13 protein-coding genes and 1 pseudogene are annotated in these 14,925 nt (G+C 42.1%); 6 read left to right on the top strand and 8 right to left on the bottom strand.

What is annotated here, in order from left to right:
* Positions 1-1,086 precede the first annotated feature (1,086 nt).
* The 3 genes and pseudogenes from FDF36_RS00150 to FDF36_RS21095 form a co-directional block, all read right to left on the bottom strand.
* Positions 1,087-2,157: pseudogene (locus FDF36_RS00150) on the bottom strand (RNA-binding domain-containing protein); the annotation flags it as partial.
* Positions 2,158-2,327: 170 nt separating this feature from the next.
* Positions 2,328-2,942, bottom strand: a complete 615-nt coding sequence (locus FDF36_RS00145; RefSeq protein ID WP_259281337.1) for an IS5 family transposase — start codon at positions 2,940-2,942, stop codon at positions 2,328-2,330.
* Between the two features lie 3 nt (positions 2,943-2,945).
* Positions 2,946-3,083, bottom strand: coding sequence for a transposase (locus FDF36_RS21095; protein ID WP_259281336.1), 138 nt, complete (start codon positions 3,081-3,083; stop codon positions 2,946-2,948).
* Positions 3,084-3,190: 107 nt separating this feature from the next.
* On the opposite strand from FDF36_RS21095, the gene FDF36_RS00140 reads away from it, so the two are divergent.
* From FDF36_RS00140 to FDF36_RS00120, 5 genes are all read left to right on the top strand, one after another.
* Positions 3,191-3,475, top strand: a complete 285-nt coding sequence (locus FDF36_RS00140) for a hypothetical protein (protein WP_233481137.1) — start codon at positions 3,191-3,193, stop codon at positions 3,473-3,475.
* A 215-nt stretch (positions 3,476-3,690) separates the two neighbouring features.
* On the top strand, positions 3,691-4,542 hold the full coding sequence (locus tag FDF36_RS00135) for a helix-turn-helix transcriptional regulator (RefSeq protein ID WP_220389877.1): 852 nt from the start codon (positions 3,691-3,693) through the stop codon (positions 4,540-4,542).
* A gap of 83 nt (positions 4,543-4,625) precedes the next feature.
* Entirely contained in the window at positions 4,626-5,231 is a 606-nt protein-coding gene (locus FDF36_RS00130; RefSeq protein WP_005808963.1) for a DUF3575 domain-containing protein, read from the top strand.
* Positions 5,232-5,241: 10 nt separating this feature from the next.
* Positions 5,242-7,386: a tetratricopeptide repeat protein gene (locus tag FDF36_RS00125; protein ID WP_220389876.1), complete on the top strand. Its 2,145-nt coding sequence runs from the start codon at positions 5,242-5,244 to the stop codon at positions 7,384-7,386.
* Between the two features lie 5 nt (positions 7,387-7,391).
* On the top strand, positions 7,392-8,558 hold the full coding sequence (locus FDF36_RS00120; RefSeq protein ID WP_220389875.1) for a hypothetical protein: 1,167 nt from the start codon (positions 7,392-7,394) through the stop codon (positions 8,556-8,558).
* A 249-nt stretch (positions 8,559-8,807) separates the two neighbouring features.
* Here the strand turns inward: FDF36_RS00120 and FDF36_RS00115 are convergent, their stop codons facing one another.
* Positions 8,808-9,650 carry a CPBP family intramembrane glutamic endopeptidase gene (locus tag FDF36_RS00115; protein ID WP_220389874.1) on the bottom strand — a complete coding sequence of 281 codons (843 nt, stop codon included), beginning with the start codon at positions 9,648-9,650 and terminating at the stop codon, positions 8,808-8,810.
* A 104-nt stretch (positions 9,651-9,754) separates the two neighbouring features.
* Here FDF36_RS00115 and FDF36_RS00110 point away from each other — a divergent pair, with 104 nt between their 5' ends.
* Positions 9,755-10,801: a leucine-rich repeat protein gene (locus tag FDF36_RS00110; protein ID WP_220389873.1), complete on the top strand. Its 1,047-nt coding sequence runs from the start codon at positions 9,755-9,757 to the stop codon at positions 10,799-10,801.
* 137 nt (positions 10,802-10,938) lie between these two features.
* Here the strand turns inward: FDF36_RS00110 and FDF36_RS00105 are convergent, their stop codons facing one another.
* The 4 genes from FDF36_RS00105 to FDF36_RS00090 form a co-directional block, all read right to left on the bottom strand.
* Positions 10,939-12,006 (bottom strand): hypothetical protein, encoded by a 1,068-nt coding sequence (locus FDF36_RS00105; protein WP_220389872.1) that lies wholly within the window; start codon positions 12,004-12,006, stop codon positions 10,939-10,941.
* A 20-nt stretch (positions 12,007-12,026) separates the two neighbouring features.
* A complete protein-coding gene (locus FDF36_RS00100; RefSeq protein WP_220389871.1) occupies positions 12,027-12,449 on the bottom strand; it encodes a hypothetical protein in 423 nt (140 codons plus the stop codon).
* A complete protein-coding gene (locus tag FDF36_RS00095; RefSeq protein WP_220389870.1) occupies positions 12,446-13,009 on the bottom strand; it encodes an RNA polymerase sigma factor in 564 nt (187 codons plus the stop codon). The genes FDF36_RS00100 and FDF36_RS00095 overlap by 4 nt, the downstream gene beginning before the upstream one ends.
* A 204-nt stretch (positions 13,010-13,213) precedes the next feature.
* On the bottom strand, positions 13,214-14,827 hold the full coding sequence (locus tag FDF36_RS00090) for an ABC-F family ATP-binding cassette domain-containing protein (RefSeq protein ID WP_005776533.1): 1,614 nt from the start codon (positions 14,825-14,827) through the stop codon (positions 13,214-13,216).
* Between the last annotated feature and the right edge of the window lie 98 nt (positions 14,828-14,925).

Genomic DNA, 14,925 nt, shown 5'->3' with positions numbered 1-14,925 from the left:
ATACATTTTGTTTGTACCCCCTCCATAAAGAGAGGAGCAAATGTAGCCCACCCCCCGGAAACGACCTAAAAATAGCCGTTGCATTTTTGCAACACCTCTCTTTTTCAAGGTGTCGCAAATATGCAACACCGGATTTCCATCGATGAAATGGGCTATTTTTGAACTACCATCCCCTCTTTCTTTTCTCTCGTCAAAGGCAAAAACGCCCTATTCGGCCCCCTCAAGGAGGCATGGATACCATTGAATATCGTATAACCAAGTCTCTGAATAGCCCGAACAGTATGAAAAACGCCCCTATGCCTCACGTGACATCTAAAAAAAATATATACATATCAGGGAAACATGAAAAGAACGCGGACTTATGCTTTCTCAAGAATATAAGAGTACACAATCAAAAAGGGATTGATTTGTGCTTTCGATAAACGAACGTCCGGAGCAAGAATCCGACAATTGTCAAATTGTATATCTTACGTGCGATAGAATTTGTTTTTTCCGTCCGACCGGCAAGAGAGTGGAAAAAAGACCCGTAAATCAGCGTTAGGAAAATACAGAAAGAAATAAAAACAAAGCATATACCACAACAAAGACAGTAAAAAAATGTACAACAAAGACAACACGAAAGAAATTAGCACAAAAAACAAACATTTTCACAGATTTACAACAATCAAAATCGAGAAGTAATCAGAGAAAATCCGGTACTTTCAGCCGCTTTTTCGAGAGAAAAAAGACTGTTACCGATCATCTGCCGCCTTGGCTTTGGCAAGAAGTTAACTTCGTATAAACAAAGAATTAACTTTCTGCCAACAAAGAACGAACTCTTTGTAACTACGTTATTAACTTCCTATAGACAGAAAAGTGAATAACGTATCACTCGGACCCTCGAAAACATTTTTCTTTTGCATATATATACAATAAGTAGCTTCTATTACAAAAGAAAAAAACAGGGTATGCGTCACGAAAAAGAAAGTTTTGTGAGCAAATAGAAAGCAATATCAAGTAGAGACTATCCATCCTGATCAGACACACTTATCATCAACAGAAAGGCATATTGTTATTTAATCTTAATTTCGATGGTTATAGTACTACGTCGATGATACCAAGACGTTTGAAAACAGGGGCTATTACTTTGTTGCGTGCATCGCTCTGACGGCTTTCCATTGCAGCATAGTCGATTGATGGTGGTAGAAGTCCCGGACTGGTTATCTCTACCATATCATCATAGATCGCAATCTTAACGTCTTTTCCTGTGAGAGAATAATCCCGATGAACCACCGCATTACGAATCGCCTCACGAATTTCCTTAACAGGATACTCCCAACGAGAGACTGTATACACTCCCTCAACCGAAGCACCTTTATTGATATGGCGTAACACAAAGTTGTATGCTTCCTCTGCTTGTGTGGCAATATTGGTCGTAATACTCTTTTGGTCTATGAAATCATCGATACTAACACCTTTAAAACGAGCACACTCCACCTTCGCATAGTGAAACAACGAGTTTCGCAACGGGTCGTCCGAGAATAGAATCAACGCATTGGTCGGATATTCTGCTCCTTGCATATCTTTAACCAAGTCTAATTTCCTTAATGCTTGGTCGGATAATTCTTCCCCCGTTTTCTCCTTGAATATAGCCTTAAAACCATCTATGCTCAAATCATTTACAGGCTTATCTGGTATAACTTCGCTATCAAAAGAGATGTTTCGTCTCCGACGTTCCAATTCCGAGATGATAGCTTCATCCGCAAGTCGATTGGTCGAGCCTACACGAATAAATGTCCCTTGTAACTTACCTTTCTCTTTGAGATAATAAGGTGGCGTGCTACCTCTGAAAACAGTCACCTGAATCAAGTGTTTGTTTTCTTCGCTTATAAATTTTATCTCCGGCAATATCGCAGGATAGCAACGGTCAAAAATAATATTACTTATTTTCTCCTCGATAGTCATCAACTTGTCCTCATCCAATCCTACCACTTCACGAGGATCATCTGCCACACCAATATACAGGTCTCCACCTGCATCATTGGCAAATGCCACAACCGTCTTAGCCAAATCGGAATGCTCCGGCAACTCTGCCTTAAATTCCAATCTACGCCCTTCGGGTTGGTTTAAATACTGCCTTAAAATACTGTATTCCAAGTCCGAGTACAGTTCTTTCATGGAAGAGATTATATGATATTTCTGGCAGTGCCGGACTATACAGTAATCATAAAATGTGGAGTGAAACTATGTAAACAATTAAAACCAAGCAAAAAAATGAAAAACAAAAAGAGGCATCGTCTGTGCAAAATAAGAGTCTTCAGAAGGAGATCGAATACCTTAGAGCCTGTTTAAATTTTATTCACTAACATCCTAATAGATGCGATTTTTACCATTTCCTCTGCCGAATCGAATGTCAATTCATAGTTTCGGCAGAGTCTTCTATAATTATCAAACCACGCAAATGTCCTTTCTACACCCCATCTTTTTCCAATTGGTTTAAAGCCATTTACCTTATCTTTACTGACCACAACTTCAAGAATATATCCAAAAGCGTTTTTTATCTTGTCCGCTATTTCCCCACGATAACCAGCGTCAGCTAATATGATTTTGATGTTGCAACAAAGTTCCCTAAGGTGCCTTGTTAATAAATAAGCCGCTTTACTATCGTGTACGCAAGCAATTGTTACCATCACAGCCAGTAGGAAACCATTCTTATCAACTACCACATGACGCTTAACTCCTTTTACTTTCTTATTCCCATCAATGCCATTGAGAGAACGATTATTACCCCAACGTACACTTTGACTATCCATAATCCCCAGGCCAGCTTCTGATTTTTGTCCCATTTTGACACGTACTTTTTCTCGTAAGTTATTCAATAACAAATCAAATTCACCCAAAGAGCACCATTTGCGATAATAATAGTAGACCAACTCCCAAGGAGCAAAATTGGAAGGAAGCATACGCTACTGGCACCCTGTTCTCACCAGGTAGAAGATAGCATTCCATATTTCACGCAAATCATATTTTCGTTTCCTTTCTTGCAAGTTCAAGATTTTCTTGATAACTTGCCACTGTGTTTCTTCTAAATCCGTACAATACATAATTATTTGAAGCTGGGTAACTAAAAATAATCGTTTTGTAGGAAAGAGGAAACACTCTTTTTATTTCAAGCTACAAAATTTAAACAGGCTCTAAAATAAATTTCGATTTGATTGATAGAAATAATGGTTTCGAATTAATAAGTGAACAGGACGAATCATTGTTTGCAGATGCTTTTAGAATTTTTGCAGAATTGTCGTGGGCTGATATTTATAATTCTGAAGGATTAGACTATAAGGAATATACTAATAAACAGAAAGATTCATTCGCCATCTTTCGGTCTAAAAAGATATTTAAGTTCAGGATTACTCAGAAATATCGTTGTTTTGGAGAAGTTGTAAATGGAGTATTTCATGTCTTGATGTTTGATTTAACGCATAAGTTAAGTGATTGATCATCCGATAAAGCAGGTATATGATGAGCCTTGATGACACGTATGACGAACTCAGTACATTTTTTCAAGATCTTCACCCTCCCTCCGTTATATTTTCATTCATATTTATATTTATTATGGGATAAAAAAGCCGTTTCGAAAGTCTTTCCGTCAGAGTATATACCCCCTACATGGGTTCGTTTTATAAATATTACATATTAAAACCTAAAAGAAATATGAATTCAAAACACCTGTCTTTGCCAAGAATCAAAAAGTACATCCAAAAGAAATATCTACAGTTCAAAGAAATAAGAAGTCCGAAGCGACAAACAATTTATTTCGTCTATTACGGCACAGTGGGCTGCTTTAGTATCGGAATCATCGCAGACCTTTGCGTCTACCTCATCAGAAAAAATCTGTTACTGGCTTTATGTAACATATTATCCCTGGGATTATTCTTACTGTTCACTTACCTGCTGATTCGAAAAAAGAAACAGATAACTTTCTTGTTGAAATGCACTTTTTATACCATACAAAGCAATATCCTAATATCAATGTACAGCCGTATCTATTTCCCACCGGAAGAGACCGGCTTCTTTTTGTCACAAGATTTGATGATCGGTATGGTTACTTGTGGTCTGGCTTCTATCTCTGTGAGTCGACACACCGTAGTGATATTATCTTTCGCCCCGATTCTTTTGTATATGTTCATCGGGGTCTATACATCATCCGAACTTTATTTGATGAGTCTGCCCAGCTTGGCAGTGGCATATATCTTTCCTCCCATAATGCTTGCAAGATTGCAGGAAATACTACGAACCATGCAACGACAAAAGGCAAAAATGACATCCGAACTAAAACTATGGGCAGCTTTCAATGCTTTGCACCTGCAAGCCAGCTGCAAGGAGATACAATTCTGCTGCCTGATATTGGAAAACAAAACAACCGAAGAGATAGCAGAACTTCAATACATAGCCCCTTCGACCGTGAGAAGCAACCGGAGCCGGCTCCGACAAAAATTACAGATAGGGCAAGAGACTGATTTACAGGAATATTTATTGGAACTTATAAAAAAAGATTTCGATTAGTTGAAAAATGTAAATTAAAACCTCTATATTTGCAACCAACAAGAATAAACGACAGCACGCTTTAGACAGAAGTGAGCGCGTTTATGAATACATTTAATTTAAAACTAAATTTCCCCAACTTGTTGTGGGAGATAGCCGGATATAATTTCCCGTCTCTATTCGGGAAACGGGCTATACTTTTTATTTTCATAGCAATATCTTTTCAAGTATCCGCCCAACGTATGGCCATCAAGACTAATACGCTGGAATGGTTAGCGGCATCTCCCAATCTGGGAGTGGAATTCCCGCTAAACGATTGGATGACAGCCGAAATTTCGGCATCGGCTAATCCCTGGAAGATTACAGATAAACTTTTCTACCGTCATGGGCGCGTACAAGCTGAAGCTAAATATTGGCTTCGGAACCTGCTGGCGCGCCATTACATCGGTATCACAGGATTCTATTCCATGTTCGACGTAGGAATAACCCCCAGAGCATATTATGGAGATGCCGTAGCTGCAGGTGTCACGTATGGATACAACTGGATTCTGTCACGCCGCTGGAACCTTGAGGTTTCAGGCGGTGTGGGTGTGGCACGCTACAGGTTGGTGCGCTACCAACCTGGAAGCACTCACGGTGAACCGAATGAATCGGGATGGGCCCCCATACCGGTTAAACTAAGTGTATCTTTTATCTATATAGCCAAATAAAATAACCCTAATGAATATCAAAAGATTTTTGCTATTGGGGATAGTGGCCCTATACGCCATTATTCCGGCATGGGGACAAGCCCAGAAAGTAGAAATACGCGGAAGCGTAATCGATGATGAGGGAGAACCTGCCATCTCTATCGTAATCAGAGACCAGAATGAAAAGGGAGATGTATACGGCATCACAGACCTGGACGGAAAGTTCAAGATCATGGCAGATCCCAGTACGACCCTTCATTTCTCGGGCTTTGCCTACGCATCAAAAACAGTAAAACTTAAAGGAAAGACAACGATAAACGTAGTGATCTCGTACGAAGCATCGATGATTGACGAAGTGGTGATCACCGCCAAAAAAGTGGTGGACAAACTGCTACCTGAACCAACCGACATCGAGATCGTCGGAAATCAATACATCATCCACCCTAAAGTAAAAATTCCCAAAGAAATGTATAAGCCGAATACACGTATCGTAGTGCAACCGATGTTGGTGAATATTACCCGTAAAACACAGAGCCTGTTCCGCCCGGCAGTGGTGACCGGAAAGGAGTATGCCATCACATTGGAACGAATGATGGAATTCGACCTGAGTAGAGACCCGTTAGCACCTTTTCAGGAGAAAACGCAAAAGATTGATAAAAATGAAGTGATTGCCTACGTAGACTCCCTCTATATGGATAACCCGGACGATGAATGCCGGTGTGACATCTACATGTATCTGGTAGAATATAAAAAACTGGCATACAAAGATACAGTAGTGATAGCCAAAGGTACGGTAAATCCGATGCGTTTCTTTACGTACCAGGCGGATGGCATGAAAATCAGAGATGAAAAATACATCCCTAAACCTCAAAAACAACAAAGAGGCGACAGAGGAGAAGTGAAGCTGAACTTCCTGATCAACTCGGCAACGATAGACGAAAAGGATCCGAACAACCAAAGAGAACTGGAGAAAATGCGCTTGCGCCTGCAGGAAATAGAAAACGATCCGAACTCGGAATTCCTGTCGTTTTCGGTCAAAGGAGTATCGTCGCCAGAAGGTCCGTATCAATCGAATCTGAAACTGGCACAAAAACGCACGGACAGTACGCTGAAACGTATCTTTGGTTTTCTGAACGGAGGCACTATAAACGCAATAAAAGACAGTACATATACAGAAGGAGTGGTAGCCTCTTGGGAAGAGGTAGCAGAATTGATGGAACACGACTCACTGCCTACAGACAAGTTACGGGAAATCATCAATTGCTATCCGGACAACATGGCCTCGCAATACAGCCGGATCCTACGACTACCGGAATACCGGAATGTCATTCTAACGACTTACTTACCACGGCTGCGCCGGGTGGAATATAGTTTCAACTATTCGGTGATGAGATTGCTGAACGATGAAGAAATACGCATAATGTATAAACAGGACTATAAAAAATTGGTACCCTATGAATTTTGGCGGATATACCTGAATGCCGATAATGACTCTACACGCGAAGTGATCTGCCGACAGGCACTGGAACAATATCCTAAATTTATGATTATGGCCAACGAATTGGCTGCGTTGCTGATAGAACAAAAGAAAGCGGACAGCAAATTGCTGGAACCGTTTGTCAGCAGATCGGCTCCTACAGAACTACTCTGTAATCAGGTAATCGCCTTAATGGACGAAAGAGCTTATAACCGGGCGGACTCGATTATAGACTTTTTGCCGGACAACGACATGACACAAGACGTAAGAGCCATCGTTGGAGCTTATAACGGGCATTTTGAGGATGCTTATGAACGGTTCGGAACGCAAGGCGGTATAAATGAAGTGGTATTATTAATGGCCATGAAGCAGAATGAAGAAGCGTGGGAAAAGGCACAAGAACTACCGGATGAACCACTCAGCTATTATCTAAGGGCGGCATGTGCCAACAGGTTGGACAAAGTGAGCGAAGCATACGCTTTCATTAAACGGGCCCTGAACGAAGATCCGTCACTGAAAGAGATCGCGCAGATAGACGGAGACGTAACCGACCTGCTGCAACAGTTGGAAGAGGAAAAGAAAGAACTGAAGGAAAAAGCGGAGAAAACAAAAGAAAAAACCGAAACAGAAGAAACTGCAACGGAAGACACCGAAACGGAAGAGAGCGGCTTGAATGAAGAAAGAACGATAAAGCAATGAAGAATATGAGAAAGAGTTATAAAAGAATCCTGCTGTTAGGAGTCGGTTTCGGCTTATGCGGAACTCTGACAGCACAAGAGCAAAAGCAAGATTCAACAGCAGGAAAAAACAATATAAAGGCCTCAGAATATTTGATACCCCAAAGAAAGGGAGCGGAAAAGTTCCATTCGAAGAGAGGATCGGAACATCTGTTTTTCTCTGTCGGATCGGGTATCGGTTATCTGTTTAACGTAGGAGGCGGACAAACCGCTCACGGACCACGGGCATCATTCATGGCAGGCAATTGGCTGACCCCCGTCATAGGATTACGGGCCGGAGGGGAATATACACAATGGAAACAGGGAAATACGGATATGCACCTGGCAGGAGCCAATGTAGACTACCTGATCAATATCAGTGCATTTGCCGCCAGATACAATCCGAAGCGGGTATTTGAGGTGATCGGTGTCCTCGGACTCAGCTATCAGGCCACTATCGTAAAAGATCAAAAAGCGATCCATTCATACGGATTGAGGGCAGGATTACAAGGAAAACTGAATGTATCGTCTGCTTTTAACCTGTTTATCGAGCCGCAACTGGCACTTTATCCGGACCGGGTGGACAACCAGCCATCGTGGAAAAGATATAACCTGGCAGGATCACTAATGGCAGGTATTACTTACAAACCGGCAGGATACACTACCCTGACCTTCCTTAAAGGAGGTTTTGCCTCGCTGGCAGCCGGTACCGGAAATACCGGAAATGTATTGTTCGACACGGAATTCGCTTTAGGTAAATGGTTCGACAAATTTAACGGGATGCGGATCAGTGCCGGTAGTAGTACCGCCTTTTTGGATAATGAAGATAGCGGTAGCAACCGCGATTTTAATATCAGCCTCAACATTGACTATCTGTGCAGCCTCACAAGGCTTTTTTCCGATCGGGACAGCCACGTGTTCAACCTGATCGTGGCAGGTGGCATCGGGAGCTATTTTCCCGGAGCGGAATCATCGTCTTCAATCATTTTGAACGGACGCATCGGACTACAGGGAGAAATCAGGCTGTCAGCCCATACCGGGCTTTGGCTGGAACCCCGGATCAATATATTTAAAGACAGAAGTTATCGGGCTGACCTTCAGGAACCCATACGGGGAACAGTGGGGTTAATGGTGGGAACGACGTATAAATTTTAGAATAAGATTCACCCCCACATACTTTATGCCCCTTGTTATGGAAAAATCAATATAAACATACATTGATGCAAGTGTTATAATGGCTGTTGTACAGCTTTTATTTTGTTTTGTTTGTGTTTAAATAGTGCGCAACGAACTTACTGCGAAGTAAATGCGTTCTTGCTTTTCCACTCTAACTTACTGTGAAGTAAATGTGGTGTTTGTTTTATCAATGTCCCAGAGTTCAGCGGAACATGGGACATTTTTGTGTTATTCGAACCACCAGATAATGAACAGTGTAAAGAGCGTTGCCAATACGGTACAAACCAGCGAACCTTCAAACCCAAATGCCCCTCCATTAATCAGATTATTTGCAGGCAGGCGAAGTGAAAACAAAGTTTCACAGAAGCGATTGCCACTGACTTCATAGCCAAGCACGGGCCCTTGAATCCAGTTCCAAAAGAAATGAAGCGAAATAGGAAACCAAAGATTACGGGTGTAAAGATAGGAAGCTCCCAGTAATAACCCTCCTAACACCAGATTGAGCATGGGTAAAAAAGCCACATTGGGATTCATCAGATGGAGCAACGCAAACAAAAGGGAAGAGATGAAAAGAGAAATAAATTTATTGAGTCGCGTACGCAACAAACGTCCCAAAACATATCCGCGCATCATAGTTTCTTCGACAATGGCAACCATGGCGAAAAACAACCCGCTTAAGAGCAAATCGCTCCAATGCAAATGGACACCGACAACCTCAATCTGCCCGGTCAGCAGGCAAACACCAAAACCAATGGCATAAATGAGCACTGCCATCAAGAAACCGTAGAGAATATCTTTGCCACGCCCTTTCAGGCTGAATCCTAAATCGGAGAAGGGACGGCGATCCAGAAATCGCATCATCAGAAAGGTTACAATAAATACGCTCAACAACATAATCCCCTCTCCAATAAAGAAATAACCCATTCCGTACCCTCTTACTTCCGAAAAAAGATTCAGAACGGAACGGAATAGGGACATGACGATAAAGAAGCTTACCAAAAAGATAATAATACTTGCAAATGCCGGAATCCCTTTCGGAGAAAAGAATGATTCGTGATCCTGTTGTTCCATTTTGTTAATTTATTGGTTGAAGGACAAAAATAACTATATTTTTCTAAAACTCTGGACGAGATAAAGTATGATTCGCTATATTTGTCTAAACATTTATCATAAATATGAAAATAAAACATCTGTTTATAGGAATAGCCCTTACTGCCAATCTATTTGCAGCTACGGCACAAGAAGTTAAGAAAACGTATTTCGTCAGCAAACCGGGAACATTGATTTCGATGATGACGGAAGAGGAAGCGAACCAGGTCACCCACTTGACCCTGACCGGAAAGATCAATGCAGTGGACTTCAGACATCTGCGCGATGAATTTAAAAACTTACAAGTGCTCGACATAGCTAATGCGAGCATCAGCATGTACTCGGGTAAAGAAGGTACCTATCCGGATAAGTTCTATATTTATATGCCGAATTTTGTTCCGGCATACGCTTTCTGTAAGAAGGAAAACGGCACTGCCAAAGGAAAATCCACTCTGAAAAAGATCATTCTTTCGGAAAAGATCAAAAACATTGAAGATGCGGCTTTTATGGGCTGCGAAAATCTGAATATATGCCAGATTAAAAAGAAAACTCCTCCTAACCTACTGCCGGAAGCATTGGCAGACAGCATCACTGCTATCTTTGTACCACTGGGAGCAAGTGATGAATACCGGCTGAAAAACCGTTGGGATAACTTTGCATTCATCGAAGGCGAACCACTGGAAGCTAAAATAGAGGTAGGAGCACTGAGCACGCTGGAAAGTGAAATACAAAAAGCAGGGCTACAACCGAAAGAGATCAACTTCCTGACCATCGAAGGCAAACTGGATGCGGCCGATTTTAAACTGATACGGGATTATATGCCGAATCTGGTTGCCGTAGACATCGAAAAGACCAATGCGACAGCTATTCCGGACTTTACTTTCTCACAAAAAAAATACCTGCTCCGCATTCGTTTACCTCATGGACTGAAAAGCATCGGACAGCGGGCTTTCAGCAATTGCGGACGTCTGTGTGGAACCGTAGAATTGCCGGAAAGCATTACAGCCATCGAATATGGTGCTTTCATGGGATGTGACAGGCTGCGCTACGTAGTTGCCAAAGGAGATAAAATCACAACCATAGGAGACAATTTATTCGGGGAAGGGAAAAATAAGTTGATTTATAAACGATAAAAAACGGGAGCATATCAAAAAACTCACCACAGAGGGCACAGAGGAACACAGAAGGAATTTTAACGACACGAATAATCTGTGGAAATCAGCGCAATCTGTGGTGAGAGGCCCTTTGACACAACTTCACTCCTTCTTGCTCATCGCTTTTTTATCCAATAACCTATACCCAAAAGAATTAGCAAGCCGGTGAGGATAAAGGCCCAGATGTTGGGTATGCGCGACTCGGCAGTCAAAAGATATTCGCCTGCCAAAAGACGATAGGCATCTACTTTCCAGACCCAATGATCATCCTCCCTAAAGGTTGTATTTGCCGAAAGCATTTGTCCGGGCATATTGAGCTCATATTGAATCACCACTCCAAATAACTCAACGGAACGTGTTTCCTCATCAAATTTTTTATCCACTTCCTGCTGTTTTTCTTTATAGAGAAGCGAAAAACAATCAGTATGAAAGTGAGTATCGAGTAATTGACAAACGAGTGCCGGAGAGAAGTCCGGATCATCATTCTGAGGCCTATATGCCTGATACAATGAATCCTTAGCCGCATTCAGGCGTGAAAGATAGTCGCCCTGCTTCAGGTCAGCTATAAAAGGCCGCATCACTTCAATACTTAATTCATAGAGACTCCGGTTGTACCATTGAACAAATTGTCCTTCCAAACGATCGAGCACTTCTTTCATCTCCAATCCGTTCATTCCCCGATACGCAGTGTCGTCGCCCTGAAACCAAAGTTTCTGTTCCGACTCGTTCAGATAGTTTTTCAGAGGTACAGGTCCTTTTTCTGTCAGTTCGGGATAAACACCGTTATAGGTATAATACGTATAGAACCAACGGAAATGTTTGGTCAGTGTTTCCCGCGGAGTCACCAAAGGACGAAACATCGGATCTTTAGGCCGGACCTGCTCCGAAAATAATTCGACAGAAGCCTGCTCCCTGCTGGCACACACGTTTATCTTTTCCTTCTCTCCAAAATAATTATGCATCCGGACAGAATCAAAACGCGTCACCGTCCAACCGGAATCCAATGAGAACATAAAAGGATTTTGTGCCCGATTTCCGGCCATGAATGCAGAATCGCCAAAGGCATAAACTTCCCTACGAGCCGATCCATCAGGAAAAATCTGGGTTTTCACTTGATAATAGGTGGTGCAGGACACCATTGAAACGGCCAGCAACAATATCGGTAAAAGATTTTTTGTTTTCATACGCATCTATTTTTTAAAGATCACTCACTCTTCATTATCTGTTTATACTGAGTATAAAGCCGTTCTCGTTTAAGCATTTCCCTTTTCCGATTACGGGATGCGGTAAAGAAAAGTTCCTGCTTCTCTCCTATCGTCAAACCTCTATGCTCCCGACTGTCTGTGAAAGTATTCGATTGATAGGGCTCCGGTATGATGATTACTTCAGACAAGGGAGACGAATCGACAGACATCGTTTCCGCTATCCATATCGCCAAGAGCAAAGTTGCAGCAATGCCCGAACACCAGGCAACACGATTCGGTCTGCGCTTGGCCGGACTTCTGAAAGAAGCCGCCTTGACAGCACGCATAATATCTTCGGTCAATGCCTCCGGATTTTCCAGAATGGGGGGTGTCTTTTTTAACTGTCCCAACCACCTTTCATAATTAATTTCTTCCTTTTTCATCTTTCTTTATTTATTTCATTCAACTTCTTACGGATACTCTTCCGGGCGAGATAGAGGTTTGTTTTGATCTGGATCGATGTGAGTCCGGTAATAATCTCGATCTCTTTGATTTCCAACTCTTCTATATCGCGCAATGTAAATACCAGCTTCTGCTTAGGAGTCAGTTGTTGCATAAAGTACAGGATATGTGCTTTCAACTCCCGGTTGACTAACACTGCTTCGACGTTATCATCGGAAAGAATGGGCAACTCGGAAAACGCAATATCGGAAAGCGCTCCGGCCGGCGAGTGTTGTAAAACCCGCAAACGATCATAACAGATATTACACGCAACCCTGTAAAGCCAGGTCGCAAAGCGAAATTCAGGACGGTATTTGTCCAACGAAAGCCAGACACGCAGGAAAGTCTCCTGTACCATATCCCGCGCTTCCTCTTCATTACACAACAAACGGAATGCCAGGCGAAAAACAAAAGTCTGATACTCTGCCACAAGCAAAGCAAATGCACTTGCATCTTGCTTTCTGCTCTTTTCTACTAATGCCTGTATTTCCTTTTGTTCCATAAGCCACGGTATATGTTGTTTATATATGATACGTAATAAATGGAGAAAGGTAAAATAACGATGAATGATAAACTATGAACGATGAACAACAGTAAACGATAAATAAAGTGAATGCGAACAAAAAAAACGATGAACAGGTTGCGCATGAATGGGCACCTGTTCATCGTTAATCGTTAATCGTTCATCGTCCAAAACCGTACATCATTACTTGTACATCTTGGCTCTCAGCTCTTTGATGTGATCGGAAGTAATGTATTCATCGTATTCCATCATCTTATCTATAATACCGTTCGGAGTCAGCTCAATCACGCGATTGGCAACGGTCTGAATAAATTCGTGGTCATGTGAAGAGAAAAGGATATTGCCTTTATAGGTTTTCAAGTTGTTGTTGAATGCCTGAATAGACTCCAAGTCGAGATGATTGGTCGGAGTATCGAGAATCAGACAGTTGGCATTGCGCAACTGCATACGGGCAATCATACAACGCATTTTCTCACCTCCCGAAAGTACACTCACTTTCTTCAGTACTTCTTCACCAGAGAAAAGCATACGTCCCAGAAAACCTTTCATATAAACTTCATTGCCCTCGCCATATTGGCTCAACCAGTCGACCAGATTTAAATCAGTATTGAAATATTCGGTATTATCCAAAGGAAGATAAGCAGTTGTAATTGTTACCCCCCAGTTGAAATGTCCTGCATCAGGCTTCATATGACCGTTGATGATCTCAAAGAAAGCAGTCATCGCACGCGGATTACGGGAAATGAACACAATCTTGTCACCTTTCTCCACATTGAAGTTCACGTCGTTGAACAATACAACCCCTTCTTCGGTCTTCTTGCTCAAACCGGAAACTTCCAATATCTGATTGCCCGGCTCACGCTCCGGAGTAAAGATGATACCCGGATATTTACGGGAAGACGGTTTGATTTCTTCAACATTCAACTTTTCGAGCATTTTCTTACGACTGGTAGTCTGCTTACTCTTGGCAACATTGGCACTGAAACGGCGGATAAATTCTTCCAGTTCTTTCTTTTTCTCCTCAGCTTTGGCCTTCTGGTTCTGTTGCTGACGGAGGGCCAATTGACTGGATTCATACCAGAAACTGTAGTTACCGGCAAAAAGATTGATTTTTCCGTAATCGATATCGACCGTATGTGTACAGACAGAATCGAGGAAGTGACGGTCGTGACTTACAACCAACACGGTATGTTCGAAATTAGAGAGATACTCTTCCAACCAGGTAACAGTCTCCATATCCAGGTCATTGGTAGGCTCGTCAAGCAACAGGTTATCCGGATTTCCGTATAATGCCTGTGCCAGCATCACACGCACTTTTTCCTTACCGCTCAATTCACCCATCAATGTATAATGTTTATCTTCTTTCACACCTAAACCGCTCAGCAACATAGCTGCGTCACTTTCAGCATTCCATCCGTCAAGTTCGGCAAACTTCTCTTCCAGTTCGGAAACCTTCAGACCGTCTTCATCGGTAAAATCTTCTTTGGCATAAAGGGCTTCGCGCTGCTTCATAATGTCCCACAACACGGTGTGCCCCATCATTACGGTATCCATTACCGTATAAGCGTCCCACTTAAAGTGGTCCTGGCTCAATACCGAAAGGCGTTCGCCCGGACCTAACGTAATGTTTCCGGTAGTCGGGTCGAGGTCACCGTATATCGTACGGAGAAAAGTTGACTTGCCGGCGCCATTGGCACCGATAATACCATAACAATTTCCACTTGTAAACTTCAGATTTACATCATTAAACAATACCCTTTTACCAAACTGTACCGAAACGTTTGAAACTGTAATCATTCTATTATTATTCCTTAATTTATTTATTATCAAATAATGCGGTGACAAAGGTAGACATTTTTAGTGAATAACGAACTATCAGTAATGTGTCAATCTGA

This window comes from Bacteroides fragilis (genome assembly GCF_019583405.1).
Taxonomy (GTDB): Bacteria; Bacteroidota; Bacteroidia; order Bacteroidales; family Bacteroidaceae; genus Bacteroides; species Bacteroides fragilis_B.
Note: the sequence above shows the minus strand (reverse complement) of the source record. Positions and strands in the feature narration are given on the sequence as shown.